Source organism: Micromonospora sp. NPDC051300 (genome assembly GCF_044455315.1).
GTDB lineage: Bacteria > Actinomycetota > Actinomycetes > Mycobacteriales > Micromonosporaceae > Micromonospora > Micromonospora robiginosa.
The window spans coordinates 59,821-86,439 of record NZ_JBITEP010000025.1 but is presented as its reverse complement, the minus strand read 5'-3'; the positions used below and the strand labels follow the sequence as shown (position 1 = coordinate 86,439).

Below are 26,619 nucleotides of genomic sequence, written 5' to 3'. Positions count from 1 at the left end.
GGGGTGTCGGGGGACCCGGGGCCCCCGCGGGCGGGCTCCCCGCCCCCCTTGTGGGGGGACCCGGGCGGGTCCCCGGGGGGGCGGCCGGGGGGCCCCCCCCGCCGCCCGGCCCTCGTCCGGCCAGGTCAGCCCGCATCATTCGAACAGGTGTGCGAGAATGGGCGGGTGTCGGGCGAGGCCACCATCCTGCACGCCGACCTGGACGCGTTCTACGCCTCGGTCGAGCAACGCGACGACAGCCGGCTGCGCGGCCGGCCGGTGATCGTCGGCGGCGGCGTGGTGCTCGCGTGCAGCTACGAGGCGAAGGCCCGGGGCGTGCGCAGCGCGATGGGCGGCCGGCAGGCGCGGCGGCTCTGCCCGGACGCGATCGTGGTGCCGCCCCGGATGGCTGCCTACACGGCGGCGAGCCGGGCGGTGTTCGCCGTCTTCCGGCAGACCACCCCGCTGGTCGAGGGGCTCAGCATCGACGAGGCGTTCCTCGACGTGGGCGGGCTGCGACGGCTGGCCGGGCCGCCGGCCGGCATCGCGGCGACGCTGCGCGAGCGGGTCCGCCGGGAGGTCGGCCTGCCGATCACGGTCGGCGTGGCGCGCACGAAGTTCCTCGCCAAGGTCGCCAGCGGGGTGGCCAAGCCGGACGGGCTGCTGGTCGTCGAGCCGGAGCGGGAGCTGGCCTTCCTGCACCCGCTGCCGGTGGAGTCGCTGTGGGGCGTCGGCCCGGTCACCGCCGGCCGGCTGCGCGAGCGCGGCCTGCGTACGGTCGGGCAGGTGGCGCGGCTCGACGAGCCGACCCTGGTGTCGCTGCTCGGCGCCGGCGCCGGGCGGCACCTGCACGCCCTGGCGCACAACCGGGATCCCCGCGCCGTGCAGGTGGGCCGCCGCCGCTCGTCGATGGGTGCGCAGCACGCGCTGGGCCGCGAGCCGCACTCCCCCGCCGAGCTGGACGCGGTCCTGGCCGGGCTGGTCGACCGGGTGACCGGGCGGATGCGCGACGCCCGGCGCACCGGCCGCACCGTGACGCTGCGGCTGCGCTTCGCCGACTACACCCGGGCGACGCGCGCGCACACGCTTGACGAGCCGACCGCGCAGACCGCGCCGTTGCGCGCCGCCGCCCGCACGCTGCTGCGCGCCGCGCTGCCGGAGATCGCGCGGCGCGGCGTCACCCTGCTGGGCGTGTCGGTGGGCAACCTGGACGACGGGCACACGCAGCTCACGCTGCCGTTCACCGCCGACCCGGGCCCGGCGCTGGACGCCGCGCTCGACGCGGTGCGGGACCGATTCGGCTCCCGGGCGGTGACCCGGGGCGTGCTGCTCGGCCGCGACCCCGGCGTGGAGATGCCCCGGCTGCCCGACTGAGCGTCTCCTCCCCCGGTAGGAGACGCGGCTCGGACCACCGGCCGTGACCTCGGCTTCCGGTCGGGCGCGACCGGCTCCGGCGACCACGAGCATCTACAGGCATGACTACCGTGTGGAACCGGGCGGCCGGCTGGCACCGCCCCCTGATGCTCCTCGTGTCCGCGATGGCGGTGCTCACCGTGGTCGCCGCGGTCGGCGTGGTGGCCGACCCCCGGGTGCTCACCGGCGCGCCCGCCTGGCTCAAGCCGCTGAAGTTCGCGATCTCGTTCACGCTCTACGGCGTGACGCTGGCCTGGATGCTGTCCCTGCTGCCGGCGCGCAGCCGGGCCGCCGAACGGGCGGCCACCGTGATCGTGGCCGTCTCGGTGATCGAGATGGTGGTCATCGTCGGCCAGGTCGTCCGGGGCACCACCAGCCACTTCAACGGCACCACGCCGCTGAACGCGGCGCTGTTCGACGTGATGGGCGCGGCGATCACGGTGCTGTTCCTCGCCCAGGTCGTGCTCGCGGTGGTGCTGCTGCGCCGGCGCACGCCGGACCGGGCCGGCGGGTACGCGGTCCGGCTCGGGCTCGGGGTGTCGCTGCTGGGCATGCTGGTGGCCTTTCCGATGGTGTCGCAGCGGCCGGCCGGCGCGCCGGCCGGGATCACCGGGGCGCACAGCGTCGGCGTGCCGGACGGCGGGCCGGGGCTGCCGCTCGTCGGCTGGAGCACCACCGGCGGTGACCTGCGCGTCGGGCACTTCGTGGGGCTGCACGCGTTGCAGGCGTTGCCGCTGCTGGCGATCCTGCTGGACCGGTTCCTCGGCGCCCGGCTGGACGAGATGACCCGGGCCCGGCTGGTCCTGGTCGGCGGCGCCGCGTACGCCGGGGTGACGCTGCTGCTCACCTGGCAGGCGCTGCGCGGGCAGCCGCTGTCCCGCCCGGACGGACTCACCGTGGCGCTGGCGCTGGCGCTGGCGCTCGCCACCGCGACGGCCGCCGGCCTGGTGCTGGCCCGCCGGTCCCGCCACGCCGGACTGGCGCTGGCCCGATGAGCGGCGCGCTGTTCGGCCTGACGTTCGCCCTCGCCGCCCCGTTCTGGGCGCTGATGATCCTGGCCCCGCGCTGGTCGTGGACCACCCGGATCGTCGGCTCCCCGCTCGTCGTGGCGCCGGTCCTGCTGGTGTACGCGCTGCTGGTGCTGCCGGCGCTCGGCGCCGTGCTGCCGGTGGTCACCGCGCCCACGCTGGACGGCCTGCGCGACCTGCTCGGCACCGCCGACGGCGCGGCGGCGGCCTGGGCCCACATGATCGGGTTCGACCTGTTCGTCGAACGCTGGATCTTCGCCGACGCCCGGGAGCGGGGCGTGCCGGCGCTGCTCACCGCCCCGGTGCTGGTCCTCACCATCCTGCTCGGCCCGCTCGGCCTGGCCGTCCACCTGGGACTGCGGACCCGATGGCGACCGGCGGTCGCGACGTCGGCCGACGGCGGCGGGACCGGCGCGGTGGCTCCCGCCGCGCCGGTTGCCTAGGCTGGCGGCCGTGGGCTGGGTGGGGCGGCTGTTCGACGCGCGGGACACGCTCGCGCGGATGCTGCTGCTGGACCTCAGCGGCGTCGGCTACCTGGTCGTCGGCGCGCACGGCCGGCCCGGGCCGACCGCGACGCAGTGGCTGCTCGCGCTCGCCGCGTTCGCCGTGGCGCTGCTCTGCCACCGCCGGCCGCTGCTGAACCTGCTGCTCCAGGCGGCCCTGCTGGCGGCGGCGTTCCCGCTCGTCGACGACGTGATGATCAACCAGGTCGGGGCGAGCTGGGCGCTGCTGGAGCTGACCATGCGGGCCACCCGCCCGCGCACGTTCTGGCTGGCCGCCGGGCTGCTCGTCGTCGTCGACCTGACCGACCTGGTCGGCGACCCAATCCGGCAGGCGCTCACCGGGCTGTTCGGGCTGGCCGTCACCGTCGGCCTGCCGCTGCTGCTCGGCCTGGTCGTGCGGACCACCCGGGAGCTGGGCCGGCAGGCCGAGGAACGGGCCGCGGCGGAGCAACGCCGACGCGAGTCGGAGAGCCGGGCCGCCCGCGCCGACGAACGCAGCGCCATCGCCCGCGAGCTGCACGACGTGCTCGCCCACCACGTCGCGTCGATGGTGCTGCGGGTCGGCGTTGCCCGGCACGTGCTGCCGGACCTGGACCCGCGCGTCGGCGCGGTCTTCGACGACGTGCACGGCACCGGCACGGCGGCGCTGACCGACCTGCGCCGGCTGGTCGCGGTGCTGCGCGACCCCGACGGCGTACGCGGCGACGCGGCGCTGACCGTGATCGAGCTGGGCGCGCTGCCGGCGGCGCTGGGCGCGGCGGTGGACCGGGCCCGGCAGGCCGGCGTCGTGGTGGAGGCCGACGTGGACGCGGCCGTCGGCACGCTGGACGCGGTCCGCGGACAGGCGGTGCTGCGGCTGACCCAGGAGGCGTTGACGAACGTGGCGAAGCACGCGGGCGCGGCGGCCCGGGCCCGGCTGGCCGTGTCGGTGGTGGACGGCGCCGTGCACTGGGCGGTGACCGACGACGGGCACGGCGCCGCGCCGGCCGGGGTGCCGTCCGGCGGCGGCCACGGGCTCGTCGGGATGCGGGAGCGGGTGGAGGTGCTCGGCGGTCGGCTGGAGGCCGGGCCGACCGGGGCCGGCTGGCGGGTGCGCACCGTGCTGCCGCCGGCCGGGCCGGAGCGGCCCACCGCCGGGGCGCCGCTGCCCCGGTCGGCCGCGCCGGAGTCGGCGTGATCCGGGTGCTGCTGGTCGACGACCAGCACCTCATCCGTGCCGGCCTGCGCATGCTCTGCGACGCCCATCCCGACCTGGAGGTCGTCGGCGAGGCCGACAACGGCCGCGACGCGGTGACCCTGGCCGCCCGGCTGCGCCCGGACGTGGTGGTGATGGACCTGCGGATGCCCGGCGTCGACGGGATCAGCGCGACCAGCCGGATCCTCGCCGACCGGCCCGCCACCCGGATCATGGTGCTCACCACCTTCGGCGACGACGACCACCTCTACCCGGCGCTGACCGCGGGCGCCTGCGGCTTCCTGCTCAAGGACGCGCCGCCGGCCGACCTGCTCGACGGCGTGCGCCGGGCCGCCGCCGGGGACAGCCCGTTCAGCCCGGAGGTGCTGCGCCGACTGGTCCAGCGGGCGGTGCACGCCCGGACCGACGCGCCGCGGCGCGCGGCCGAGCTGACCGCCCGCGAGCGGGACGTGCTCGCGCTGGTGGCGGAGGGGCTGTCCAACACCGAGATCGCCGAACGCCTGCACATCGGCGTGACCACGGTGAAGACCCACATCACCAGCCTGATGACCAAGACCGCGAGCCCCAACCGAGTCCGCCTGGCGTTGTGGGCGCGTGGCGGCTGAGCCTCACTCCTCGATCGCGCCGCCCAGCGCGCGCAGGTGTGCCCGGAACGTCAGCGTCGGGTCCGCCGCCCGGGCGGCCAGGTAGTCGCCGAACCGGAGTTGCGCGCGCAGCGACTCGCCGGCGGCGATCCGGTCGGCCTGCCGGCGTTCGGTGTCCCGGATGGACCCGGCCAGGTCGGCCAGCTCGCCGACCCGCTCGGCGGGCACGAACAGCACGCCGTCGTCGTCGGCCAGCACCACGTCGCCCGCGTCGACGGTCCACTCGCCGACCCGCGCCGAGTCCAACGCGCCGGCCGGCGTCGGGTCCAGCTCCAGCGGACCGGTCGGGGTGACGCCGGCGCTGAACACCGGCAGCCCGACCACCGCCAGGTCGACGCTGTCCCGGTGCGCGCCCCACACCACCAGACCGGCCAGGCCGGCCGCCCGCGCCTCCCGCACCACGAGGTCACCGACGCAGGCCCGGTCGGTGCGCCCGCCGTCGTCGACCACCAGCACGTCCCCCGGCGACGCCCGGTCGATCGCCTCCAGGAAGACGTCGACGCTGCCGGCGTGCCGGGCCGGCCGGACCCGACCGGCGAGCCGCCGCCCGGCCAGCACCGGGCGCACGGCCGCCGGGGCGCACCGGACCGGCACGCCGGCGCGCAGGCAGGCGTCGGCGACGTGGGCGGTGGTCAACGCGGCGAACCGCGCCGCCGGGGCACGGTGATCGGTGTCCATGGGCCGACGCTAACCGGACGCACCGGCCGGGGCAGGTGCCAGTCCGCGCACGGTGGCTCGATGACCTGTCGCGTGTCAGCCGGACGCGACAGACCGGACCGGCCGCCGGCCACCTGCCCGCCGCCGCGCCGGCCGTCGCATCCGGGCTCGGGCCGGCGGACGGACCGCCGCCTCACCGGCTCCGGCGCACCGGCGGACGGCGCGGTTCGCCTCGTCCGGCGGGCAGCCGGTGGCACGGAGCAGCTCGCTGTCCGCCGTGCGCAGGTCGCTGATCATCGCCTCGCCGAAGGCCCGCACGCCCTGCCCCCACGCCCGGCCGGCCAACTCGGCGCCCTCCGTGGCCAACCTGCGGGCGCCGGTCAGGTCGGCGCCGATCCGGCATGCCCGGTGCAGCTCCCGGACCGCGTCGCCGAGACGCGCCGTGGCCTCGGGCAACGCGGGCGGGATCGGCTCGTCGTACTGCAGCGCGGTGGCGGAGCGGCGGGCCACCGACCGGGCGTAGAGAATGAGACGCTCCAGGTGCTGGACGGCCTCGGCGAAGCGGTGGTACTCGGCCCGGCGGTGCCAGCGGACCGGCGCGATGGTGACGACCTCCTCGGCCCCGCTCAGTGCCTCGTTGAGCCGCCCGAGGTCGGGCTCCAGCCCGCGCAGGTCCTCCAGGGCGCGCTGCGCGGCGTCGGCGTCGCGTCGGGCCAGGGCTCGCGCGGTGGCGTCGAGTTGGGCGGTGAGCCGGGTGACCACCGGAGCGGCCGCGCGGTCCAGCACCCGCATCGGGTTGACCGGCAGCAGCAGCGCCACCACGAACAGGCCGACCAGGCCGCCGACCAGCGCGTCGAAGATCCGGGGCAGCTCCAGTCCGGGCTGGACCGGGGCGAGCGTGGCGATCAGCACCGCCGTACCGCCGGCCTGGCCGACCAGCGCGCCGCCGCGCCCGGCCACCACCAACGCGGTGGCGATGGCCAGGCCGACCACCAGGCCGGTCTGCCAGGCGCCGGAGCCGAGCAGGTCACGCAGCAGGTCACCGACGACGATGCCGAGGCCGACACCGACAAGCAGTTCCAGCGTGCGCCGGGCGCGCTGACCGATCGCGGTGGCGATGGTGCCGACCGCGGCGGCCGGCGCGAAGACGTGTGCGCCCGGACCGAGCAGCCACTGGGCGAGCAGCGCCGCGAGCGCGGCGGCCAGCCCGGCCTGCGCGGCGATCATCAGGGTGACCTCGAGCTGGCGTACCCGGAGTCGACCGGCCGCCCCGCTCCTGCTGCGGGCCGCCGAGAACGCCTGCCGGCCCTGCACGGCGGCCCGGTCCAGCGGTGAGTGCACGGTGTCGGCGCGGCGCTCGGGCATGGCGGCGGTTACCCGTCGCCGACCCGGCGAATCATCCCGCCCGACCCCGGCGCCGCCGGGTCAGCGGGCGGCCAGCGTCGCCACCCCCTCGCCGGTGAGGTCGGCCAGCGCCGCGCGGCGGCCGGTCAGCGCGAGCAGCAGCGCCGCGCCCGGGCCGCGCACCACCGGCCCGTCCCCGGCCGACCAGCCCAGGTCGGTGGCCTCGAAGCGCAGCCCGGCGACGCGTCGACGGTCGACGAATCCGACCGCCCGGCCGCCGGTGAGGAAGTCCAGCGAGACGCGCAGCCGGTCCGGGTCCAGGTCGGCGGGGAGGCCGAGCGGACGACGGATGTCCTGCCCGTGCACCTGCAGGTCGGTGAGCTGGCCGTGCCAGCCGACCACGGGCGGGCGGAAGCGGTGTTCGGCGTGCTCGCGCAGCGCGGCGGCCAGCGCGCCCGGTGGCCGCCGGGCGACCCGCCGGGCCAGCCGCGCGTTCGCCACGTGCGGCCGGAAACCGGCGCCCACCAGCAGCGGCAGCAGCCGCCACGGCGGCTCGACGAGCGGCGAGACCAGGTGCCCGGCGACCTCGCGCACGGTCCACGCGCCGCAGAGGCTCGGCGTGTCCAGTTGGGCCGGGGTGAGCGAGTCGATCAGGTCGGCCGCGCGGCGTCGCTCGGCGGCGATCATCGGCAGCAGGTGGGCGTCCACGGCACCATTCTGGCCGGGCCGGGCCGTCCGGGTCAGCCCCGGAACGTGCGCTCCAGCAGATCGAACAGCGCCACCCAGTGCCGCTCGGTGGCCCGCTCGTCGTACATCGGGGTGTCCGCCTGGGTGTAGCCGTGGTGGGCGCCCGGATAGACCTCCGAGCGGTAGGTGACGCCTGCCGCGTCAAGCGCCTTCTCCAGATAGGCGATCTGCTCGGCGGTCATCGACGCGTCCTGGTCGGCGTGGCCGAAGTAGAGCTCGCCGGTCACCGCGCCGACACCGAGGTGCGGGCTGTCCGGCGCGTCGGTGACCACCCGCCCGGCGTGGAAGGCCGCCACCGCGGCGATCCGGTCCGGGTGGGCCTCGATCGCCCGCAGCGCGTTCGTGCCGCCCATGCAGTAGCCGGTGATCGCGGCCGGTCCGGGCGCGATGTCCGGCTGGGCGGCGAGGAAGTCGAGGTAGGCGGCGGCGTCGCGGCCGACCGTCTCCGGCGTCAGCGCGGCGATCATCGGCCCGACCCGGGCGAACAACTCGGCCCGCCGGCCGTCGTCGGCCAGCGCGGACATGTCGACAGGCGGGGTGGGGCCGGCACGGTAGAAGAGGTTGGGCACCAGCACGACGTATCCGCGGGCGGCGATCGTCGTGGCCATCTCGGCCAGCCGGGGCCGCAGCCCGAACGCGTCCATGAAGAGCAGGACGCCGGGGAACGGCCCGCCGGAGTCCGGCCGGGCCAGGAGGGCGTCGGCCGTCCCGTCGGGGGTGGGCACGTCCACGATCGTCGGCTGCACTGTCCTGACCTCCTCGCCGGGTGTTTCCGCGACGCACGCTACTCCCGGCCGTCGGGCCCGGCACCTCGGGCCTTCCCGGCCGGTCGGGTCTGCGGCATGCTGGGTCGATGGGAGAGGTACGACCGATGCCCGCCGTCGGTGACCTGTTCGCCGACCTGCGCGGCGAGGACCGGACGCTGCGGGTCAGTCACCACCCCGACCGTGGCGCGGTGGTGCTGTCGCTCTGGCGCGGCCCGGCGTGTCGCGGCTCGTTCCGCCTCGCCGAGGGGGACGTCGACCGGCTGCTGGCGCTGCTCACCGCCGTGCGCGACGGCACCGCCCGGGGTCCGGGCGAGACCGTCGGAGCGGTGGACGCGCCGACCGACCCGGCGGTGGCGCGCACCGGGGAGATCAGCGGCACGGCGCACCGGGTGGCCTGGCCGGCGCCCCGGGTCGCCTGAGCCGCGCCGCCGGTCCGTTTGCGGCGGCCGAGCGCGGGAATCCCGCTGTCCCGGCAGAGGGAGGCGGCGAGATGGACCAGGACCAGTTCATCGGCGCGGTGGCCAGGCGCTGCGGCGCGTCGGCGGAGCAGGCCACCGCGGTCACCCGGGCCACGCTGACCACGCTGGCCGAGCGGATCGACGGCGGGGAGGCCCGCGACCTGGCCGACCGGCTCCCGGAGGCGCTGCGGGCGTACGCGTTCGGCCCGGCCGAGGCGGCCGAGACGTTCGGGCTCGACGAGTTCGTGTCGCGGGTCGGCGGGCGCGCGGACGTCGACGCCGTCGCGGCCCGCGACGGGGTGGTCGCGGTTTTCGACGTGCTGCGCGACGCCGTCGACCCGGCCGCGTACGCGCAGGCCGTGGCCCAGCTTCCGGCCGAGTACGGCGACGTGGTCGACCAGGGCGCGCCGTTCGTGCGGCGCCCGGCGTGAGGGCGCGGCGATGAGCGAGGACGCGCTGCGCCGCCCACCGGAGGCCGACGCGCAGGAGCAGCGGCAGGACGTGACAGTCGTCGGCCCGCCCGATCCGGTGCCGGACGCGGTGCCCGAGGCGGCCGAGGCCGACCTGGCCGAGCAGGGGGTGCTGCGCCCGCCGAGCGGTCGTGCCGGCCTGGGCGAGTCGGTGCGCGACGACCTGGACCCGGCCGACGCGGTGGAGCAGAACCAGGAGATCCCGCTGCCCGACGAGGACCCGCCGGGGTGACCGGTCAGCGGTCCGGGCTGTCCGCCGGGGCCATCAGCCGCAGCGCGTTCGGGTCCAGGCCGATGCGCACCGGCGTCTGCCCGTACGGTTCGCCGTCGACCTCGATGCGGGCCGGCCGGTCGGTCTCCAGCCAGAGCTGGCGGACGGCCAGGAACGGTTCCTCGCCGAGCGTGCGGCGGCGGCCGGCGGCGGCGTTGCGCGCCGTCTCGCGCAGCAGCCCGCGCCGGCTGGCCCCACCCACCGGGTACGCGACAAGCAGCCGGTCGTCGGCGTTGGCGTCGGCGGTGATCGGCCGGCCGGCGTGGAAGCCGCCGTTGGCCACGTACACCTGGTGGGTGGTGAACGCGTGGTCCCGTCCCTCGGCGCGGACGGTGACCCGCAGCGGCCGGTGCCGGGCGAGCAGCCCGAGCGCGGTCAGCGGGTAGGCCAGCCGGCCCACGGCCCGCTTGAGCCGGGGCGGCGCGGTCAGCATGATGTCGGCGGACAGTCCGATCCCGACGTGGTTGGTGAACCGGGTGTCGCCGATCAGGCCGAGGTCGACGTCGATCACCTTGCCGTCGGTGAGCACCGCGACCGCGGCGTCGAGGTCGAGCGGGACGTCGACGGTGCGGGCGAAGTTGTTCGTGGTGCCCAGCGGCAGCAGGCCGAGGGCGACGTCGCGGTGGGCGAGCAGCCGGGCGGCCGCCCCGATGGTGCCGTCGCCGCCGCCGACGACCAGCAGGTCCGGGCCGAGCCCGACCGCCTCGGCGAGCGCCCGGTCCAGGTCGCCCGGCCGGTCCGCGGGATAGGCGCCGAGCAGCGTGAACCCGGCCGCGCGCAGGCGCGCGTGGACGGTGTCGTAGAGCCGCCGGCCCCGGCGGGAGTGGGCGTTGACCACCAGCGCCGCCCGCCGTCGTTCCCGGATCGCCGCCGACAGCTCCTGCTTGGTCCGCACGGATGCGACCCTATCCGGGAAGCGCCGGCGACCCGCCACGGGCGAGCTGGTCGAGGTGGGCGGCGAGCAGGTCACGGATGCGGTGCGGGGACATCCGGTCGGGGTGCAGCAGCGCGTGCAGGGTGAGGCCGTCGAGCAGGGCGTGCAGGCGGGCGACCGCAGCCTCGTCGGGCGGTCGGTCGCCGGTGAGCTGCGCGACGGCGAGTTCGGCGGCGCGGCGTACGCCGTCGTCGGCCTCGGTCATCCGTTCCCGGGCGGCGGGGTCGACACGGGTCCGGGCGGCGAGCAGCAGCCACACCTCGGCCTCGCGGGCGCGCTGCCGGTCCAGCGGCAGCAGTTCCTCCAGCATGCCCTGGACGACGTCGCGGGTGGTGCCGGCGCGGTGTCCGGCGGTGAACCGCTCGGTCGCCTTGGCCATCACGTGGTCCATGGCGAAGACCAGCAGCTCGGTCTGGGTGGCGAAGTAGTGCCGCAGGGCGCTGGGCGACCAACCGGCCTCGGCGGCGATGCTGCGGACCGTGGCCGCGCCGACGCCGTCGCGGTAGACCACCCGCCACATCGCCTCGGCCAGCTCCGCGCGGCGGGCGTCACGGTCGACGATCTTGGGCATGAGCCCCTCCGGCGGTCGGTGGACGGCAGTTGCTAGGGTTGTTGTCGCACAGCGTACTAAAACCTGGAGGCCGCATGCTCATCGGAGTCATCGTCGCGTGCGAGGTGGCGTTCTGGCTGTTCCTGGTCGCCGGCCTGGTCGCCCGGTATGCGCTGCGCCGGCCCCGGCTCGGCGCCGCCCTGCTGCTCGCCGTGCCCGCCGTCGACCTCGTCCTGCTGGCCGCCACGATCGTCGACCTGCGCGGCGGCGGCACCGCCACGTTCGCGCACGGCCTCGCCGCCGCGTACCTCGGCTTCTCGGTCGCGTTCGGGCACAGCATGGTGCGCTGTGCCGACGAGCGGTTCGCGCACCGCTTCGCCGGCGGCCCGCCGCCGCGCCGCGCGCCCCGCTACGGGTGGGCCCGGGCCCGGCACGAGTGGCGTGAGTGGGGCAAGGGCATGATCGGTTGGGCGGTCGCCTGCGCGGTGCTGCTCGGCGGCGTCGCCCTGGTCGGCGACGCTGACCGCACCGAGGAGCTGTGGGCGTGGGCCGCCCGGCTCACCCTGGCCATGGCGGCCTGGCTGGTGTTCTGGCCGGTGGCCTACACCATCTTTCCGAAACGGGCGCCGCGCGGCGCCTGAGGCTCACCCCTTGCGGCCGGTGGTCGCGATGCCCTCCCCCGCCGGTCCACCGCGACGGCGACCAGCAGCAACCCGGCCAGCACGCCGAGCGCCGCCGCCGGGGGCAGCGCCACGCCGAGTGGCGCGAGCGCACCGACCGCCCCGGTGATCGCCAGCCGGGCCGGGCCGACCGGCTGTCCGGTGACCCGGCGGAACAGCAACCGCCCGGTCAGGTAGACCACGGCGCCGCCGAACAGCGCCACGGTGGCCGACCGGCTCAGCCGCGCCGCCGGATCCGCGCCGGAGACGTGCGCCAGCACCTGCTCGACGCCGATCGCCAGGTAGATGACGCCGGCGATCAGCATCAGGTGGGTCTGGCTGTAGGCGTCCGCGGCGATCCGGTCACGCCGGGCCGGCGCCGCCGCGTCGAGCGCGCGGGCCGCGGCGGGCGCGGTGCGGCGGAAGTAGAGCCACCACAGGCAGACCGTCGCCGTGAACCCGACAAGCGCCGCACCCAGGACCGGCGGTGACGTCACCGCCGAGCCGGCGCCCACCCCGGCGGCGACCACCGACTCCCCCAACGCGATGATCAGCACCAGGGTGTGCCGCTCGGCGAAGTGCGACGGGCTGCGCAGCGGCCAACTCCCCCGGCGGGCGTAGGACAGGCGCTGCCCGACCACCTCCACCAGGAACGCCAGCACCCACAGCGCGGCGTGCCCGGCGCCGGTCAACACCGCGCCGAGCAGCAGCGCCGCCCAGCCGACCGCGCTGACCAGCGCGAAGAAGCGGATTCGGGCGCGCAGCGGCGCGTCGTCGCCGGCCGCCCAGTGGAACAGCGCCAGGTGCACCACGCGCAGCAGCACGTAGGCGAGCGCGACGAGCAACGGCCCGTCCAGCCCCGGACCGGGCGTCCAGGCCCGGGGCATGACCAGCGCGGCCACGAACAACGCCGCCATCGCGACCAGGAACCCGCCGCGCACCACCCCCGCATCGGCCCGCGTGTGGTTGCCCAACCAGGTGTACGACGACCAGGCCACCCAGAGCAGCACGAGCAGCAGCAGCCCGCGGCCCATGCCGGCCGGGGTGGGATCCGGCCCGACCAACGCCATGATCCGGGTGAGCGCGAAGACGAAGACCAGGTCGAAGAAGATCTCGAACGGCGTGACCCGGCGGGCCGCCGGCGCCGGCACGGGCGGGCGCGGCCACCACGGGTGCCGTCCCACCCGGTCCTCTCCCACGCTCCGCCCCTCGCCGCCGCACCGCCCCCGGCCGACGGTAGGCGGCGCGGCCGGGGCCGGTCGGACGATTCGGCCGATCAGTCGGCTGGACGCCGCTCGGTCGGCCGGACGCCGCTCGGTCGGCCGGACGCCGCTCAGCCGGGCGGACGCCGCTCAGCCGGCGGCGTCCGCCGGCCAGGCCGCCCGGACCAGCTCCGGCAACACCTCGCCCGCGCGACCACGCAGGTTGACCGCGCAGACCGCGTCCAGCGGCGTCCGGTCCGGGTTCACCTGCACCACGGGCGCGCCGAGACGCGCCGCCACGAGCGGGATCTCGGCCGCCGGGTGGACCAACGCGGAGGTGCCCACGGTGAGCAGCAGGTCGCAGCGGGACGCCGCCGCGACCGCGGCGTCCAGCGCCGCCGCCGGCAGCGCCTCGCCGAACCAGACCACGCCCGGCCGGACCGGGGCGGCGCACCGCGCGCAGGCCGGCGGGTCGAGCGGCCCGGCCGGCGGCCCGTCCGCGTCACCGGGCGCCGGAGCGGGGTGGGCGCAGGCCGAGCAGCGGGGCGCGAACAGGCTGCCGTGCAGCCGCACCGGGTCGGGGACGCCGCCCCGCTCGTGCAGGTCGTCGACGTTCTGCGTGATGACGACGGTCTCCGGCAGCCGGGCCCGGATCGCGGCCACCGCCCGGTGTCCCGGGTTCGGCTCGGCCCGGCGCACCCCGTGCCGCCGGCTCTCGTACCAGCCCCAGACCAGGGCCGGGTCGGCGTGGAACGCGGCCGGGGTGGCGAGGCGGCCCGGATCGTACCGTCGCCAGAGGCCGGTCTGCGCGTCCCGGAACGTCGGCACTCCGCTCTCGGCCGACGTGCCGGCGCCGGTGAACACCACCGGCCGGCTCGCGGCGGCGAGCAACCGGCCCGCCCGCGCCAGGTCGTCGGCGCTCACCCGTCCACCGTCAGCCGGACGTCCACCCGGTCGCCCAGCTCGATGCCCTCCGCCCGGCGCGCCGCGACCCGCAGCGGCACCAGGTAGCGCCCGTCCTTCGGCCACAGCGACGTGCGCCAAGCGGTGCCGCCGATCCGGACGCCGACCGGGATCATGCCCCAGCCGTAGCTGACCGACGCCGCGGCGGCCGCCAGCGCGGCGCACTGCTCGTCGGGGACGGTCACGAAGTGGTGCGGCGCCGGCCCCCGCCAGAACCAGACCTCGCCGCTGAACGCCAGCTCCATCCGGTCAGGATAGGCACGCCGGCCGACACTCCCGGAGCAGGCGCAGGGCCGCCCACGACACCCAGCCGAACAGCGGCGCGACGGCGACCCGCTCCATGCCGCCCACCCCGATGCCCACGTCGACCCGGGCCAGGAACAGCGCGGCGCCCACCAGCCCGACCACGCCGAGGAGCAGGCCGGCGCGCGGCAGGTCGTCCAGCGCGGCCGGGCGGGCGGCCCGCGCCCCGACGAGCAGACCACAGTTGCCCAGCACGAAGATCAGCACGGCGCCCAGCACGTGCCGGTTCTCGTCCACGTCCGCGGGACAGACGCCGGCCAGCACGTACCCGCCGGCCGCGGCGAGCGCGCACGCCCGCGCCACGGTCGCGGCGCGGCCCCGGCCGAACGCGGTCCGGCCGACCAGGACGCCGGCCGCGAGCAGCAGCCCGACGGCGACGAAGGCGACGTTCATCGCCGGGTGCCACGGCGAGCACACGAGCCGTGGCCGGGTGGTGTCCCACACGCCGCACCCGACGTTGCCCAGGTCGCTGATGTTGTGGTGAGTCCAGTCGAAACGGGGTTCCCGCCAGGCCAGCCCGACCACGAGATTGGCGGTCAGGAACAGCGCGGTGGCGAGCAGCCAGCAGCTCGCGGTGAGCCGGTCACGAGTCATCCGTCGAGTCGACCGCGTCGCCCCGGCCGCGCGCACGGGGCGTGGCGGGCCGGTCCGGGGTAGGGCCAGACCCACCCCGCGACCGGGGTCTGGACGGCTGGGCCGGCCACCCGCCCGCTGGCTAGCGTCAGGCCATGACTCAGCCGTCGCACCTGGCCGGGGCGTTGCGCCGCCGCCACTACCCGCTCTCCGCCTGGCCCTGGCGGGCCCTGGCGTACGCCGCGACCACCCTGCCGGTCGCCGGTGTCCTGGCGGTCGCCTGGTCGGTGGTCGTCGCACCGCTGCTGCTGGTGGTGAGCGCGCTGCGGCGGGACCGGCCGGTCGACGTGCCGGTGCTGGCCGTGCTCGCCGTGCTGGCGCTGATCGCGCTCGCCGTCGCGCCGCTGGCGAGCGCACCGGTGGCGGCAGCCGAGCGGTGGCGGCTCGGCCTGGTCGACTCCCGGCCGCTGCCCGGCCCGCTCCGGCGCGGCCCGATCGCCCGCCTCACCGGCGCCGCCGCCTGGCGGGAGGTCGCGTACACCGCCTGGATGTCCACCGTGGTGCCGCTGGCCTACGGGACGTTCGGCCTGCTAGTGCTGCTCGACGTCGCGCTCGTCGCCGGTCCGTGGCTGACCGGCGGCGGGGAGCGGATCGTGCTGGTCTGGGACACCGTCGAGTCCCCGGCCGGAGCGGTCCCGTACGCCGTCGCCGGCGCGCTCGCCGCGCCGGCGCTGCTCTACCTGGCCGGTCTGCTGGTCGCCGGCCAGGCGGCCGTGGCCAGGTGGCTGCTCGACGGCGCGCCCGACGCCGGCGCGCTGCGGGAGGTGGCCCGGTCCCGGGCCCGCCTGGTGGGCGCCTACGAGGCGGAACGCCGCCGCATCGAGCGGGACGTGCACGACGGGGCGCAGCCACGCCTGACCAGCCTCACCCTCCAGCTCGGGCTGGCCCGCCTCGACGTGCCGGACGACTCCCCCGCCGCCCGGCCGCTCGACGCGGCGCACGAGCAGGCCAAGGAGCTGATGGTGACGCTGCGCGGCATCGTCCAGGGCATCCGCCCCCGGCAGCTCACCGAGTTGGGGCTGGCCGGCGCGGTAGGTGACCTGGCCGCCCGGTCGGTGGTCCCGGTCACCGTGCGGGCCGACCTGTCCCACCCCGCGCCGGAGCTGGTCGAGACCACCGCCTGGTACGTGGTCTCCGAGGCGCTGGGCAACGTGGCCCGGCACGCCGGCGCGACCCGGGCCGAGGTGCGGTTGACCCGCGCCGACCGCCGGCTGGTGGTGGAGGTCGAGGACGACGGCCGGGGCGGCGCCGACCCGGACCGGGGCACCGGCCTGACCGGGCTCGCCGACCGGGTGGCCGCGGCGGACGGCAGGTTGCTGCTGGCCAGCCCGCCCGGCGGGCCTACAGTCGTGCGGGTGGAGCTGCCGTGCCGTCCGTGACCCGGGTCGTCCTCGCCGAGGACGAGGTCCTCCTCCGCGAGGGACTGGTGGGCCTGCTGACCCGCTTCGGCTTCGCGGTGGCCGCCGCCGTCGGCTCCGCCCCGGAGTTGCTGGACGCGGTCCGTACCCACCGACCGGACCTGGTGGTGACCGACATCCGGATGCCGCCGGAGCACCGCGACGACGGCCTGCGCGCGGCGGTGACGCTGCGCGCGGAGCGCCCGGACCTCGCCGTGGTGGTGCTGAGCCAGCACGTGCAGAGCGGGTACGCGGCGGCGCTGCTGGACAGCGGCGACGGCCGGCGGGTCGGCTACCTGCTCAAGGACCGGGTGGCCGACGTCGCCGAGTTCGCCGACACGCTGCGCCGGGTGGCGGCCGGCGGCACGGCAGTCGACCCGGACGTGGTGCGGCACCTGCTGCGCCGCCCACGCGACCCGCTCGACGCGCTCTCCCGGCGGGAACGGGAGGTACTGGGCCTGGTCGCCGAGGGCCACTCCAACGGCGCGATCGCGGCCCGGTTGCACGTCACCGAGGCCGCGGTCGGCAAGCACGTCGGCAACATCCTGGCCAAGCTGGACCTGCCGCCGGACGACGACACCAACCGCCGGGTGCTGGCCGTGCTCGCCTACCTGCGTGGCGGCGGCTGACAACACCCCCTCGGGGCGTGAGGATGGGCCCATGGACGCATCGCGGGACGCCGTCGGTCCCCCGCCCGGGCCGGATCACCGCTACCTGCTCGACAACGCCCGGGCGGAGGCGGGCGAGCGGTTCACCTGGCTGGCCGCGCTGTTCGACGGCGTCACGCGGGGGCACGCCGAACGGCTCGGATTGCGGGCGGGGTGGCGCTGCTGGGAGGTGGGCGCCGGCGGTCCCGGCGTTCCCGAGGCCCTGGCCGCGGCCGTCGGCCCGACCGGTCACGTGCTCGCCACCGACATCGACCCGTCCTGGTTGGACCCGCGCGGCGGATACGAGGTGCGCGAGCACGACGTGGCCCGGGACCCGCCGCCGCAGCCCGGCACGTTCGACCTGGTGCACGCGCGGCTGGTGCTCGTGCACGTGCCCGACCGGGTCCGCGCGCTGGCCACCATGGTGGCGGCGCTGCGGCCCGGCGGTTGGCTGCTGGTGGAGGACGCCGACACCGAGCTGCAGCCGCTGGCCTGCCTGGACGAGGTCGGCCCGGCGCAGCGGCGGGCCAACACGCTGCGGCGGGCCGTCCGGGAGCTGATGACCCGCCGGGGCGCCGACATGCGCTTCGGCCGGACGCTGCCGGGGTCGCTGCGGGCGGCCGGCCTGGTCGACGTCGCGGCGGCCGGCTGGTTCCCGGTCGGCGGGGTGGCGTGCGACCGGCTGGAGGCCGCCACGGTGCGTATGGTCCGCGCCGACCTGCTCGCCGCCGGCCTGACCGACGACGCCGAGATCGACGCGCACCTGGCCGCGGTCGACGCCGGCGACCTCGACCTCACGCTCGCGCCGCTGGTGTCGGCGTGGGGCCGCCGCCCCGCCTGACCCGCCGCCGCCCCGACCCGCCGGGCCCGGACGGCCGACCCGCCGGGCCCGGACGGCGCGACGGTCCGGGGGCGGCGCGACGAGCCCGGACGGCGCGACGGGCCGGGGGCGGCGCGACGAGCCCGGGACGGCTCAGAGGCTCATCGGCGCCGGGTCGGCGGCCAGCGCCCGGAACCGCTCCCGCGGTTCGGGCACCAGCCGCCGGGCGGCCAGGTCCAGCAGGCCGCCGACCCCGGTCACCCCGGCGACCGGGGTCCCGTCCGGCCTGGTGAAGTCCTGCACGATGCCGAACGTCTTCCCCTCGCCCCACCGGAACTCGCAGGTGACGTCGACCTCGTCGCCGCCGCGCAGCTCCCGCAGGTAGCGCACGGTCACCTCCAGGGCGACCGGCCCGACACCGCCGGCGAGCAACCGGTCCTGGGCGATCCCGGCGGCGCGCAGGCACTCCCAGCGGGCGTGCTCGGCGTATTGGAGGTAGACCGCCTGGTTGAGGTGTCCCTGGGTGTCCAGCTCGTAGCCGCGCACCGTGACGCGCACCCGGAATGGATCTGCCATGCCGGCAGACTAGCCAGCCTCCTCCGGCGCGCGGGTCTCGACGAGCGCGCCGTCGGCCAGCCGCAGCCACCGGTCGACGCCGATCGCGGCCAGGAACCGCGGGTCGTGACTGACCACGATCAGCGCCCCCCGGTAGCCGCCGAGCGCGCTCTCGAGCTGCGCGACGCTGTCCAGGTCGAGGTTGTTGGTGGGCTCGTCGAGCAGCAGCAACTGCGGCGCCGGGGAGGCGTTCAGCACGCAGGCCAGGGTGGCCCGCAGCAGTTCGCCGCCGGAGAGCACCCGCACCGGCAGGTGCACCCGGTCACCGCGGAACAGGAAGCGGGCGAGCAGGTTCATCCGCTCGGCGTCGGCGAGCCCGGGCGCGAAAGCGGCGAGGTTCTCGGCGACCGTACGCGCCGGGTCGAGCAGGTCCAGCCGTTGCGACAGGTACGCCACCCGGCCCTCGACCCGGGTGGCGGTGCCGGCGACCGGCGCCTGGTCGCCGCTGACCAGGCGCAGCAGCGTGGACTTGCCGGCGCCGTTGCCGCCGGTGAGCGCGATCCGTTCCGGCCCCCGGACGGTCAGGTCGACGCCGGCCCCGGCGAACACCGACCGGCCGTCGTACCCGGCGCGCAGCCTCTCGCCGTGGAAGACGGTACGGCCGGCCGGCACGGCGGTGTCGGGCAGGTCGATCACGATCCGGTCGTCCTGGCGGGCGGCCCGGCCGGCCTGGTCCAGCCGGGTCTGCGCGTCGCCGACGCGCGCGGCGTGCGTCTCGGCGGCCCGACCCGCCGAGACCTGGGCGTCGCGCTTCAGGCCACCGGCGACGATCCGGGCCAGCCCGGCGTCGGGCAGGTTCCGCGCGGCGGTGGAGGCGCGGCGGGCGGCGCGTTCGCGGGCCTGCTGCAACTCGCGTTTCTGCCGCTTCAGGTCCTGTTCGGCGCTGCGGACCTGCCGTTCGGCGACCTCGCGCTCGGCGCGCACCGTCTCCTCGTAGGCGGTGAAGGCGCCGCCGTACCAGCGGATCTCGTCGTTCTCCAGGGAGGCGATGCGGTCCATCTCGTCGAGCAGCGCCCGGTCGTGGCTGACCACCAGCAGGCAGCCGGTCCACCCACGCAGCACCGCGGTGAGCCGCTCCCGGGCCGCCTCGTCGAGGTTGTTGGTCGGCTCGTCGAGCAGCAGCACGTCCGGGCGGCGCAGCAGTTGCGCGGCCAGGCCCAGGGAGATCACCTGACCGCCGCTGAGCGTGCCCAGGCGGCGGTCGAGCGCCAGTTCGCCCAGGCCCAGCCGGTCCAGCTCGGCCCGGGTGCGCTCCTCGACGTCCCAGTCGTCGCCGACGGCGGTGAAGTGCTCCTCGCGGGCGTCGCCGGCCTCGATGGCGTGCAGCGCGGCGACGGCCCGGTCGACGCCGAGCACCTGCGCGACGGTCTGGTCGACGGCGAACGGCAGGTGCTGGGGCAGGTAGCCGAGGACACCGTGGACGGTGACCGTGCCGGCGCTCGGACGCAGCTCGCCGGCGATCAGCCGCAGCAGCGTGGTCTTGCCGGTGCCGTTGGGGGCCACCAGACCGGTCCGGCCGCCGGGCACGGAGAAGGACAGGTCGGTGAAGACCGGAGTGTCGTCCGGCCAGGAGAAGGTGAGAGCGGAGCTGACGACGTAGGCGTCGGACATGATCGACCTCGGGAAGGAAGCGCCGGAGCGCGACGGGGCGCCCGGCGGTGGCAGGGGGACGACGAAGGGGGCCGCGGCGACGTCGCGGGGTGCGCGTCGGCGGCCGTCCGGGGCTCTCACCCGGAGATGTCGTCGTCACCTGCCATGATCACTCCGATGTTCGGGGTCCGTTCCACCCTAGCTCACCGCAGGCGAACCGGCGTGCGGCTCGGAGCGGTCAGGCCGGCCAGGCGTGGCCGATCCCGTCGAGCAGCAGGAGCACCCCGTCGGTGGCCGCCTCCCGGTCGCGGGCGATCCGCACGTACTCCGGCGAGGTGGACCACCGCTCGAAGTCCTCCCGGCTGTCGAAGGACAGCAGGACCACCTTGTCGTGCGGCCACTCGCCGGACACCACCCGCGGAGCGGTGTCGGCGGCGAGCAGCCGGCCGCCGTGCCGGGCCAGCACGGGCAGGAAGGCGGCGACGTACCTGTCGTAGCGCGCCCGGTCGTGGACGGTGAGCTGCGCGAGGGCGTAGACGGTCACCGCGCCAGGCTAGCCTCTACCCATGATCTTCATCACCGCCAAGTTCCGTGTCCGGCCGGCCGACGCCGACCGCTGGCCCGAGATCGCCGCCGACTTCACCGCCGCCACCCGCGCCGAGCCCGGCTGCCTGTGGTTCGACTGGTCCCGCAGCCTCGACGACCCGACCGAGTACGTGCTGGTCGAGGCGTTCCGCGACGACGAGGCGGGTGCGGCGCACGTGCAGTCGGCGCACTTCCGCGAGGCGCGGCGCACGCTGCCGCCGCACCTCGCGGAGACGCCGCGGATCGTCAACGCCACCGTGCCGCAGGACGACTGGTCGCTCCTCGGCGAGATGGCCGTGCCCGGCGACGCCTGACGCCGGTCACGGGATGCTCAGGCCGTAGGCGGCGAGGATCTCCAGGATCGGCTGGTAGTAGCTGGTGCCACCGCTGGCGCAGTTGCCGCTGCCGCCGGAGAGGATGCCGATGACGGTGCCGGTCGCGGCCACGTAGAGCGGGCCGCCGCTGTCCCCCGGCTCGGCGCAGATGTTGGTGCGGATCAGTCCGGTGACGCTGCCCTCGGCGTAGTTGACGGTCTGGTTCAGCCCGGTGACCAGGCCGCACCGCACGCCGGTGGTGGCGCCGCTGCGGCAGACCGCCTGCCCGACGTACGCGCTGCCGGCCCCGGAGATGGTCACCTGGCCGGGATACGTGTAGACGGCGCTGGGGTGGGCGACCGTGCCGGTGTAGCGGACCACCCCGTAGTCGTTGCCGGGGAAGCTGCTGCCGGTCCGGGAGCCCAGCACGCTGGTGCGGGCGCTGTCGGCGTACCAGGTGGCGCCCAGGTTCGTGCAGTGTCCGGCGGTGACGAAGTACCAGGTGCTGCCGCTGCGCGCGTTGACGCCGAGCGAGCAGCGCCCACCGCCGGTGTAGACCGCCTGTCCGCCGGCGATGAGCGTGCGCAACCGGCCCGGCTCGTGCCGCAGCACCGCGCCGGCGCGGGTGGCGCTCCGGCGCAGCGCGGCCAGCTCCGCCCCGCGTACCGTGTCGTCGACGGTGACGGTCAGGCGGCCGGTGGCCGGGTCGTGGCCCCAGGCGGTGCCGGCGGTGCGCACCTCGGCGAGCGCGGCCGGCGCGGGTGGCGACGAGCCGGCCCGGGCCGCGGCCGGGGTGACGGCGAGCAGCGCGGCGAGCGTGAGGAAGACGAGCGACGGTCGGCGCATCAGGACCCCTCCATCGTCGATAATCGATGTGAGGCCAGCATCGACCCGAGACCGCCCCCGTTCAAGCGCCGACAGCGGTCCGGTGGCGGACAGCGCGCCGACCCGACGGGCCCGGGTGCCGAAACTTTCGGGTTCGGCACACCGGGTGGCCCCGCGCGCCCACCGCCTGCGGCCGGCACCTTCCCGTCCCGGAACTCCGTCGACGGCAGGTGAGTAGAGACATCGCGAGCATTAAGTTTTCGGAACGCTTCCGGTAGGCTCCCGACAGAGATTCGCTTCGATCACTCCACGGTGACGGGGAGCCACTCCCCACCCGCGCGGCCTCCGGGCGGCCGCGACCGAGCCGACACCGTGGCGGGCGGTGATCGAGGTGGACCGTCCCATTGGTCAGGCTAGGAGAGGCTTCAGATGGACAAGGTGTTCGCCCGCACCAGTCAGAGCGCGGCAGCCCGGCCGCGCCCGCGTGCCGCGGTGGTGTCGATGCTCGCCGGAACTGCGGCGGTCGCGGCCACGGTCGCGGTCGCGACAAGCGCCAGCGCCGGCACGACCCTCGGCGCCTCGGCGGCGGAACAGGGCCGCTACTTCGGCACCGCGGTGGCCGCGAACAAGCTGTCGGACGCCACGTACGTCGGCATCCTGAACCGCGAGTTCACCATGGTCACGCCCGAGAACGAGATGAAGTGGGACGCCACCGAGCCGTCCCAGAACCAGTTCACCTACAGCAGCTCCGACCGGATCGTCGCGCACGCCCAGGCCAACGGCATGCGGGTCCGCGGGCACGCGCTGGCCTGGCACCAGCAGCAGCCGGGCTGGGCGCAGAGCCTGTCCGGCACCGCGCTGCGCAACGCGATGGTCAACCACATCACCCAGGTCGCCACCCACTTCAAGGGCAAGATCTACGCCTGGGACGTGGTGAACGAGGCGTTCGACGACGGCAACGGCGGCCGCCGCGACTCGAACCTCCAGCGCACCGGTAACGACTGGATCGAGGTCGCCTTCCGCACCGCGCGCGCCGCCGACCCCGGCGCCAAGCTCTGCTACAACGACTACAACACCGACAACTGGACCTGGGCCAAGACGCAGGGCGTCTACAACATGGTCAAGGACTTCAAGGCCCGGGGCGTGCCGATCGACTGCGTCGGCTTCCAGTCGCACTTCAACAGCGGCTCGCCGTACCCGGGCAACTACCGCACCACGCTGCAGAACTTCGCCGACCTGGGCGTCGATGTGCAGATCACCGAGCTCGACATCGAGGGCTCCGGCAGCGCCCAGGCGACCACCTACGGCAACGTCGTCAAGGACTGCCTGGCCGTGGCGCGGTGCAACGGCATCACCGTCTGGGGCATCCGGGACAGCGACTCCTGGCGGGCCAGCGGCACGCCGCTGCTCTTCGACGGCAGCGGCAACAAGAAGGCGGCGTACACCTCGACGCTCGACGCGCTGAACGCCGGCGGCACCACGCCGCCGACCAGCACGCCGCCCACCAGCACCGCGCCCACGACCCCGCCGCCCACCACCGCGCCGCCGACGACCCCGCCGCCGGCCGGCGCCTGCACCGCGACGCTCTCCACCAACCAGTGGCAGGGCGGCTTCGTCACCAACGTCCGGGTCACCGCCGGTGGCAGCGCGCTCAACGGCTGGTCGGTGTCGCTGACCCTGCCGTCCGGCTCCTCGGTCACCAACGCGTGGAGCGCGCAGACCAGCGGCTCCACCGGCCCGGTGACGTTCCGCAACGTCGACTACAACCGCCAGGTCCCCGCCGGTGGCACCACCGAGTTCGGCTTCCAGGGCACCGGCACCGCCCCCTCCGGCACCGTGAGCTGCACGGCCGGCTGATCCCACCCGTGGCCCGGCGCGGCACCCCGTCGCGCCGGGCCACGGCTCAGTCCTCCAGCTCCGGCCCGAGCAGCCGGATCTCCTCGATGTCGGTGGCCGCCTGAAGTTCCCGCAGCACCGCGTCGTCGATCTGGTTGGTGTTGCGCAGCCGGGTCACCGCCTGCCGCTTGCGGTCCAGCATCGCCAACTTCAACCGGCGGACCATCTCCCGCTCCCGCTCCGACTCCTCGCTGCGCACCTGGCGGACGTCCGCCAGGTGGTCCTGGTAGCCGGAGCGCAGCCGGTCCACGGTGTCCGGCGCGACGCCCAGGTCGGCGGCGACCGACGGCAACGCCTCCAGCGCCGCCTCGGTGGCCCGGATCCGCGCCCGGCGCACCTCGTCGTCGCGTTCCCGGTCGCCGGTCAGCCCGGCCCAGCTCACCACCGCGGGCAGCGTGGTGCCCTGCACCACCATGATCAGCACGATCACCACGACGGTGACGAAGATGATCAGATCGCGCTCGTGCACCCGGCTGCCGTCGTGCATGGTGACCGGCACCGCCAGCGCCGCGGCGAGCGAGACCGCGCCCCGGAAGCCGGCCCAGCCCGCGGCGGTACGCATCCGGGCGTCGAAGTGGGCGGACCGACGCGACTCCCGCCGGTCGACGCTCTGCAGGGCGGACACCGACAGGTGCACCCAGCCCAGCCGGGTGACCACCACGACCAGCGCGACGAGCACGGCGATGCCGAACGAGGCGGCCGGCGAGTGACTGGTGATGCTGCGCAGCGAGCCCGGCACCTGCATGCCGAGCAGCACGAACAGGCTGCCGTTGATCATGAAGGTGGACAGGTCCCAGAACGCGTAGGCGGTGACCCGGGAGCGGGCCCGGATCACCCGTGGTCCCGCGTACGACAGCAGCAGGCCGGACACCACCACCGCGAGCACCCCGCTGGCGTGCGCCGCGTCGGCGAGCAGGAACGCCACGAACGGCGTCAGGATGCTCAGCCCGCCCTCGCGCATCGGGTCGTCGACGTGCTTGCGGATCAGCACCACCAGCCCGCCGACCAGCAGCCCGGCGGCCACCCCGCCGAGCGACTTGCCGACGAACTGCCCGGTGAGCGACAACGCCCCCGGCACCCGACCGCCCGCGATCACGCCCGCCGCCACCGCGAACAGCACCAACGCCGTACCGTCGTTGACCAGGCTCTCCGCGCGCAGCGTGGTGAGGATGCCGCGCGGCATCCGCTTGGCCAGGCCGGCGACCGCGGCGGCGTCGGTGGGCGCCAGGACCGCGCCCAGCACCCAGGCGGCAGCCGGTTCCACGCCGAGGGCCTGGGCGACGTACGCGACCGCCACCATCGTGATGATCACCAGCGCGACGGCCAGCAGCACGATCACCGCGAGGTTGGCGCGGATCTCGCGCAGGCTGATCACCAGGCTCTCCCGGTAGAGGATCGCCGGGAGGAACAGCACCAGCACCACCTCGGGCTCGAGGACCACGTTCTCGAACGGCGGCAGCAGGCCGAGCAGCGCGCCCATCGAGATGAGCAGCACCGGCGGCGCGACGCTGTACCGGCCGCCGATGGTGGTGCCGACGAGCACGGTGACCCCGAGCACCGTGATCAGCACGAGTGCGCTCACGCCCGTACCCCCGTCGCCGTCCGCCGGGTCCACCGTGCCGCACGGCACGACCGGGTGGGGCGGAACGGCCCGATCACTACTCGAAGCGGGACGGGTCGCCGACGCCCCGGCGCAGGATCTCCGGCTCGTCCCCGGAGAGGTCGACCACGGTGGTGGGCTCCAGCCCGCAGTCGCCGGCGTCGACCACGGCGTCGACCTGGTGGTCGAGGCGTTCCTTGATCTCCCAGCCCTGCGTCATCGGCTCCGGCTCGCCGGGGAGCAGCAGGGTGCTGGAGAGCAGCGGTTCGCCCAGCTCGGCGAGCAGCGCCTGGGTGACGGTGTGCTTCGGCACGCGCGCGCCGACCACCCGCCGCCGGGGGTCCTGGAGCCGGCGGGGCACCTCGGCGGTGGCCGGCAGCAGGAACGTGTAGCTGCCCGGGATCACGGCCTTGACCTGCCGGAAGACCGCGTTGCTGAGCTTGACGAACTGGCCGAGCTGGGCGAAGTCGGCGCAGACCAGCGTGAACGGGTGCCGCTCGTCCAGCCGGCGGATCTCCCGGATCCGCTCCACGCCGTCCCGGTTGTCGAGCCGGCAGCCGAGGGCGTAGCACGAGTCCGTCGGGTAGACGATCACCCCGTCGGCGCGCAGCAGGTCCACCACCTGCCGGATCACCCGAGGCTGCGGATTGTCCGGATGCAGGTCGTAGTACCTCGCCACGCCGGCCAGCCTATGCCCGTTCCCGATCATCCGCAGGTTTGGCGGGGACCGGTTCCGGAAACAGGTCAGGGCCGTTCACCACAGGGGGGATCGAACATGTCCGGATCACTGACCGACCGTGTCACCGACCGTCCGGCGGAGGTGGCCGACCCACTGCTGTGGGACCTGTCCGCCGCGGTCGCCGACGCGCACCAGCCCGACGCGCAGCGGGTGTGTGCCAGCCCGAGCTGCGCCGGGGCCGCCTGGCCGTGCCCCGCGTGGAACGCCGCCCAGGCGGGCCTGACCATCGCCCGCGCCGGCTCACCCGGCACCCGGACCGGGGCCGCCGTCACCGCCCCTCGGATCGGCGTCACACCGGCCGGGTCCACCGGCACCTGGCCCGGCGTACCCGTCGCCCGACCCGGCTCCCCCGCGACCGACCCGACGGCTGCCGGCGACGCCCTCGCCCCCACCGACACGGGCCGCCCCACCACCGACAACCACCTAACCGCCACCGCCGCCTGACCCACCCCGCACCCTGCCCCCGCTCTGCCCCGGGCCGGCTCGGATCGGCCCGGCCCGGAGTTGTGGCTGTTGTCAAAAGCCGTAATCCCGGTGATCCGGCCGCCATCACTCCACGATCGGCGAGGCCGGGTGGGTTCGGGCGGCCGAAGAAGAGTTGACCAAGGGGTTCGTGTCGTCGGACAGCCTCGGCACCGACGCCAACTCCTTGATCGACAGCGGTCGCGCGTGGGACGGGGCGCGGGTCGGGCCGGCCGTCCCGGCCGTGCCTGCCTCCCAGGCCAACGGCGTGGCTGGAACGCCGTGATCGCCCGCGCGGAGGGCTCCCCGTTCGTGGCGTCCCACGGCGGGCAGCCACCAGCCCGCCCATCCCGCGTCGATCATGAAGTTGGCGGCATTTTCGATCTCCCCGACCGCCGCCAACTTCATG

General features: G+C 75.9%; 32 protein-coding genes. 15 read left to right on the top strand and 17 right to left on the bottom strand.

All coding sequences use genetic code 11. The features are described 5' to 3' along the window. Positions 1-165 precede the first annotated feature (165 nt). The 5 genes from dinB to ACIA5A_RS24085 all read left to right on the top strand — a co-directional run bounded on the left by dinB (position 166) and on the right by ACIA5A_RS24085 (position 4,723). Entirely contained in the window at positions 166-1,353 is a 1,188-nt protein-coding gene (gene dinB / locus ACIA5A_RS24105; protein ID WP_396766442.1) for a DNA polymerase IV, read from the top strand. 101 nt (positions 1,354-1,454) lie between these two features. Next, a complete protein-coding gene (locus ACIA5A_RS24100) occupies positions 1,455-2,387 on the top strand; it encodes a hypothetical protein (protein WP_396766439.1) in 933 nt (310 codons plus the stop codon). After that, positions 2,384-2,863 (top strand): ABA4-like family protein, encoded by a 480-nt coding sequence (locus tag ACIA5A_RS24095; RefSeq protein ID WP_396766436.1) that lies wholly within the window; start codon positions 2,384-2,386, stop codon positions 2,861-2,863. The genes ACIA5A_RS24100 and ACIA5A_RS24095 overlap by 4 nt, the downstream gene beginning before the upstream one ends. A 10-nt stretch (positions 2,864-2,873) precedes the next feature. After that, positions 2,874-4,100, top strand: coding sequence for a sensor histidine kinase (locus tag ACIA5A_RS24090; RefSeq protein ID WP_396766433.1), 1,227 nt, complete (start codon positions 2,874-2,876; stop codon positions 4,098-4,100). Further along, entirely contained in the window at positions 4,097-4,723 is a 627-nt protein-coding gene (locus ACIA5A_RS24085) for a response regulator (RefSeq protein WP_396766430.1), read from the top strand. The genes ACIA5A_RS24090 and ACIA5A_RS24085 overlap by 4 nt, the downstream gene beginning before the upstream one ends. A 3-nt stretch (positions 4,724-4,726) precedes the next feature. Here the strand turns inward: ACIA5A_RS24085 and ACIA5A_RS24080 are convergent, their stop codons facing one another. The 4 genes from ACIA5A_RS24080 to ACIA5A_RS24065 all read right to left on the bottom strand — a co-directional run bounded on the left by ACIA5A_RS24080 (position 4,727) and on the right by ACIA5A_RS24065 (position 8,256). Further along, positions 4,727-5,440, bottom strand: coding sequence for an RraA family protein (locus tag ACIA5A_RS24080; protein WP_396766427.1), 714 nt, complete (start codon positions 5,438-5,440; stop codon positions 4,727-4,729). Positions 5,441-5,515: 75 nt separating this feature from the next. Beyond that, positions 5,516-6,784 (bottom strand): aromatic acid exporter family protein, encoded by a 1,269-nt coding sequence (locus tag ACIA5A_RS24075; protein WP_396766424.1) that lies wholly within the window; start codon positions 6,782-6,784, stop codon positions 5,516-5,518. Between the two features lie 60 nt (positions 6,785-6,844). Beyond that, on the bottom strand, positions 6,845-7,471 hold the full coding sequence (locus tag ACIA5A_RS24070; protein WP_396766421.1) for a maleylpyruvate isomerase family mycothiol-dependent enzyme: 627 nt from the start codon (positions 7,469-7,471) through the stop codon (positions 6,845-6,847). A 32-nt stretch (positions 7,472-7,503) separates the two neighbouring features. Beyond that, complete coding sequence (locus tag ACIA5A_RS24065; protein WP_396766418.1) at positions 7,504-8,256, bottom strand: dienelactone hydrolase family protein; 753 nt, start codon at positions 8,254-8,256, stop codon at positions 7,504-7,506. 107 nt (positions 8,257-8,363) lie between these two features. Here ACIA5A_RS24065 and ACIA5A_RS24060 point away from each other — a divergent pair, with 107 nt between their 5' ends. The 3 genes from ACIA5A_RS24060 to ACIA5A_RS24050 all read left to right on the top strand — a co-directional run bounded on the left by ACIA5A_RS24060 (position 8,364) and on the right by ACIA5A_RS24050 (position 9,437). Next, on the top strand, positions 8,364-8,696 hold the full coding sequence (locus ACIA5A_RS24060; RefSeq protein WP_396766415.1) for a hypothetical protein: 333 nt from the start codon (positions 8,364-8,366) through the stop codon (positions 8,694-8,696). Between the two features lie 71 nt (positions 8,697-8,767). Then, positions 8,768-9,166, top strand: coding sequence for a DUF2267 domain-containing protein (locus tag ACIA5A_RS24055; RefSeq protein WP_396766412.1), 399 nt, complete (start codon positions 8,768-8,770; stop codon positions 9,164-9,166). 10 nt (positions 9,167-9,176) lie between these two features. Further along, entirely contained in the window at positions 9,177-9,437 is a 261-nt protein-coding gene (locus ACIA5A_RS24050; RefSeq protein ID WP_396766409.1) for a hypothetical protein, read from the top strand. Between the two features lie 4 nt (positions 9,438-9,441). On the opposite strand, the gene ACIA5A_RS24045 is transcribed toward ACIA5A_RS24050, so the two are convergent. Both ACIA5A_RS24045 and ACIA5A_RS24040 read right to left on the bottom strand, forming a co-directional pair. Next, positions 9,442-10,371: a diacylglycerol/lipid kinase family protein gene (locus tag ACIA5A_RS24045; protein WP_396766407.1), complete on the bottom strand. Its 930-nt coding sequence runs from the start codon at positions 10,369-10,371 to the stop codon at positions 9,442-9,444. 10 nt (positions 10,372-10,381) lie between these two features. Continuing rightward, entirely contained in the window at positions 10,382-10,981 is a 600-nt protein-coding gene (locus ACIA5A_RS24040; RefSeq protein WP_396766404.1) for a TetR/AcrR family transcriptional regulator, read from the bottom strand. Positions 10,982-11,055: 74 nt separating this feature from the next. Between ACIA5A_RS24040 and ACIA5A_RS24035 the strand changes: the two genes are divergently transcribed. After that, the gene (locus ACIA5A_RS24035) at positions 11,056-11,601 is read left to right on the top strand and encodes a hypothetical protein (protein WP_396766401.1); all 546 of its coding nucleotides are present in this window, start codon (positions 11,056-11,058) and stop codon (positions 11,599-11,601) included. Here the strand turns inward: ACIA5A_RS24035 and ACIA5A_RS24030 are convergent. The 4 genes from ACIA5A_RS24030 to ACIA5A_RS24015 form a co-directional block, all read right to left on the bottom strand. Next, positions 11,562-12,818: a low temperature requirement protein A gene (locus ACIA5A_RS24030; RefSeq protein ID WP_396766398.1), complete on the bottom strand. Its 1,257-nt coding sequence runs from the start codon at positions 12,816-12,818 to the stop codon at positions 11,562-11,564. The genes ACIA5A_RS24035 and ACIA5A_RS24030 overlap by 40 nt on opposite strands. 153 nt (positions 12,819-12,971) lie before the next feature. Continuing rightward, positions 12,972-13,745 (bottom strand): NAD-dependent protein deacylase, encoded by a 774-nt coding sequence (locus tag ACIA5A_RS24025; RefSeq protein ID WP_396766395.1) that lies wholly within the window; start codon positions 13,743-13,745, stop codon positions 12,972-12,974. Next, the gene (locus tag ACIA5A_RS24020; RefSeq protein WP_396766392.1) at positions 13,742-14,029 is read right to left on the bottom strand and encodes a DUF1905 domain-containing protein; all 288 of its coding nucleotides are present in this window, start codon (positions 14,027-14,029) and stop codon (positions 13,742-13,744) included. Before ACIA5A_RS24020 ends, ACIA5A_RS24025 begins: the two co-directional genes overlap by 4 nt. A 4-nt stretch (positions 14,030-14,033) precedes the next feature. Further along, positions 14,034-14,681: a DUF998 domain-containing protein gene (locus ACIA5A_RS24015; RefSeq protein WP_396766389.1), complete on the bottom strand. Its 648-nt coding sequence runs from the start codon at positions 14,679-14,681 to the stop codon at positions 14,034-14,036. A gap of 134 nt (positions 14,682-14,815) precedes the next feature. Here ACIA5A_RS24015 and ACIA5A_RS24010 point away from each other — a divergent pair, with 134 nt between their 5' ends. From ACIA5A_RS24010 to ACIA5A_RS24000, 3 genes are read left to right on the top strand one after another with little or no spacing between them, the layout of a single operon-like run. Then, entirely contained in the window at positions 14,816-16,099 is a 1,284-nt protein-coding gene (locus ACIA5A_RS24010; protein ID WP_396766386.1) for a sensor histidine kinase, read from the top strand. After that, positions 16,087-16,746: a response regulator transcription factor gene (locus ACIA5A_RS24005; protein WP_278105560.1), complete on the top strand. Its 660-nt coding sequence runs from the start codon at positions 16,087-16,089 to the stop codon at positions 16,744-16,746. The genes ACIA5A_RS24010 and ACIA5A_RS24005 overlap by 13 nt, the downstream gene beginning before the upstream one ends. A gap of 31 nt (positions 16,747-16,777) precedes the next feature. After that, positions 16,778-17,605, top strand: coding sequence for a methyltransferase (locus tag ACIA5A_RS24000; RefSeq protein ID WP_396766383.1), 828 nt, complete (start codon positions 16,778-16,780; stop codon positions 17,603-17,605). Positions 17,606-17,737: 132 nt separating this feature from the next. Here the strand turns inward: ACIA5A_RS24000 and ACIA5A_RS23995 are convergent, their stop codons facing one another. The 3 genes from ACIA5A_RS23995 to ACIA5A_RS23985 form a co-directional block, all read right to left on the bottom strand. After that, entirely contained in the window at positions 17,738-18,160 is a 423-nt protein-coding gene (locus ACIA5A_RS23995; RefSeq protein WP_396766381.1) for an acyl-CoA thioesterase, read from the bottom strand. Positions 18,161-18,169: 9 nt separating this feature from the next. Further along, a complete protein-coding gene (locus tag ACIA5A_RS23990) occupies positions 18,170-19,810 on the bottom strand; it encodes an ABC-F family ATP-binding cassette domain-containing protein (RefSeq protein WP_396766378.1) in 1,641 nt (546 codons plus the stop codon). A gap of 217 nt (positions 19,811-20,027) precedes the next feature. Then, positions 20,028-20,333: a DUF1330 domain-containing protein gene (locus ACIA5A_RS23985; RefSeq protein ID WP_278105556.1), complete on the bottom strand. Its 306-nt coding sequence runs from the start codon at positions 20,331-20,333 to the stop codon at positions 20,028-20,030. Between the two features lie 22 nt (positions 20,334-20,355). On the opposite strand from ACIA5A_RS23985, the gene ACIA5A_RS23980 reads away from it, so the two are divergent. Further along, positions 20,356-20,688, top strand: a complete 333-nt coding sequence (locus ACIA5A_RS23980) for a putative quinol monooxygenase (protein ID WP_396766376.1) — start codon at positions 20,356-20,358, stop codon at positions 20,686-20,688. 6 nt (positions 20,689-20,694) lie between these two features. On the opposite strand, the gene ACIA5A_RS23975 is transcribed toward ACIA5A_RS23980, so the two are convergent. Then, positions 20,695-21,534, bottom strand: coding sequence for a S1 family peptidase (locus ACIA5A_RS23975; RefSeq protein WP_396766374.1), 840 nt, complete (start codon positions 21,532-21,534; stop codon positions 20,695-20,697). A gap of 408 nt (positions 21,535-21,942) precedes the next feature. Here ACIA5A_RS23975 and ACIA5A_RS23970 point away from each other — a divergent pair, with 408 nt between their 5' ends. Then, the gene (locus ACIA5A_RS23970) at positions 21,943-23,370 is read left to right on the top strand and encodes an endo-1,4-beta-xylanase (RefSeq protein ID WP_396766371.1); all 1,428 of its coding nucleotides are present in this window, start codon (positions 21,943-21,945) and stop codon (positions 23,368-23,370) included. 46 nt (positions 23,371-23,416) lie between these two features. On the opposite strand, the gene ACIA5A_RS23965 is transcribed toward ACIA5A_RS23970, so the two are convergent. Then, on the bottom strand, positions 23,417-24,991 hold the full coding sequence (locus ACIA5A_RS23965) for a Na+/H+ antiporter (RefSeq protein WP_396766369.1): 1,575 nt from the start codon (positions 24,989-24,991) through the stop codon (positions 23,417-23,419). Positions 24,992-25,067: 76 nt separating this feature from the next. After that, entirely contained in the window at positions 25,068-25,688 is a 621-nt protein-coding gene (locus ACIA5A_RS23960; RefSeq protein WP_396766366.1) for an L-threonylcarbamoyladenylate synthase, read from the bottom strand. Between the two features lie 96 nt (positions 25,689-25,784). On the opposite strand from ACIA5A_RS23960, the gene ACIA5A_RS23955 reads away from it, so the two are divergent. Beyond that, complete coding sequence (locus ACIA5A_RS23955; protein WP_396766364.1) at positions 25,785-26,192, top strand: hypothetical protein; 408 nt, start codon at positions 25,785-25,787, stop codon at positions 26,190-26,192. Positions 26,193-26,297: 105 nt separating this feature from the next. Here ACIA5A_RS23955 and ACIA5A_RS23950 read toward each other — a convergent pair. Further along, on the bottom strand, positions 26,298-26,619 hold a 322-nt coding region (locus ACIA5A_RS23950), incomplete at its 5' end, for a hypothetical protein (RefSeq protein ID WP_396766362.1).

Coding starts and splice junctions, on each gene's coding strand:
- ACIA5A_RS24050 (WP_396766409.1), top strand. CDS start 9,177: ATGAGCGAGGACGCGCTGCGCCGCCCACCGGAGGCCGACGCGCAGGAG.
- ACIA5A_RS24055 (WP_396766412.1), top strand. CDS start 8,768: ATGGACCAGGACCAGTTCATCGGCGCGGTGGCCAGGCGCTGCGGCGCG.
- ACIA5A_RS24080 (WP_396766427.1), bottom strand. CDS start 5,440: ATGGACACCGATCACCGTGCCCCGGCGGCGCGGTTCGCCGCGTTGACC.
- ACIA5A_RS23970 (WP_396766371.1), top strand. CDS start 21,943: ATGGACAAGGTGTTCGCCCGCACCAGTCAGAGCGCGGCAGCCCGGCCG.
- ACIA5A_RS23995 (WP_396766381.1), bottom strand. CDS start 18,160: ATGGCAGATCCATTCCGGGTGCGCGTCACGGTGCGCGGCTACGAGCTG.
- ACIA5A_RS24015 (WP_396766389.1), bottom strand. CDS start 14,681: ATGACTCGTGACCGGCTCACCGCGAGCTGCTGGCTGCTCGCCACCGCG.
- ACIA5A_RS24000 (WP_396766383.1), top strand. CDS start 16,778: ATGGACGCATCGCGGGACGCCGTCGGTCCCCCGCCCGGGCCGGATCAC.
- ACIA5A_RS24075 (WP_396766424.1), bottom strand. CDS start 6,784: ATGCCCGAGCGCCGCGCCGACACCGTGCACTCACCGCTGGACCGGGCC.
- ACIA5A_RS23990 (WP_396766378.1), bottom strand. CDS start 19,810: ATGTCCGACGCCTACGTCGTCAGCTCCGCTCTCACCTTCTCCTGGCCG.
- ACIA5A_RS23975 (WP_396766374.1), bottom strand. CDS start 21,534: ATGCGCCGACCGTCGCTCGTCTTCCTCACGCTCGCCGCGCTGCTCGCC.
- ACIA5A_RS24035 (WP_396766401.1), top strand. CDS start 11,056: ATGCTCATCGGAGTCATCGTCGCGTGCGAGGTGGCGTTCTGGCTGTTC.
- ACIA5A_RS24020 (WP_396766392.1), bottom strand. CDS start 14,029: ATGGAGCTGGCGTTCAGCGGCGAGGTCTGGTTCTGGCGGGGGCCGGCG.
- ACIA5A_RS24095 (WP_396766436.1), top strand. CDS start 2,384: ATGAGCGGCGCGCTGTTCGGCCTGACGTTCGCCCTCGCCGCCCCGTTC.
- ACIA5A_RS24060 (WP_396766415.1), top strand. CDS start 8,364: ATGGGAGAGGTACGACCGATGCCCGCCGTCGGTGACCTGTTCGCCGAC.
- ACIA5A_RS23980 (WP_396766376.1), top strand. CDS start 20,356: ATGATCTTCATCACCGCCAAGTTCCGTGTCCGGCCGGCCGACGCCGAC.
- ACIA5A_RS24040 (WP_396766404.1), bottom strand. CDS start 10,981: ATGCCCAAGATCGTCGACCGTGACGCCCGCCGCGCGGAGCTGGCCGAG.
- ACIA5A_RS24010 (WP_396766386.1), top strand. CDS start 14,816: ATGACTCAGCCGTCGCACCTGGCCGGGGCGTTGCGCCGCCGCCACTAC.
- ACIA5A_RS24100 (WP_396766439.1), top strand. CDS start 1,455: ATGACTACCGTGTGGAACCGGGCGGCCGGCTGGCACCGCCCCCTGATG.
- ACIA5A_RS23955 (WP_396766364.1), top strand. CDS start 25,785: ATGTCCGGATCACTGACCGACCGTGTCACCGACCGTCCGGCGGAGGTG.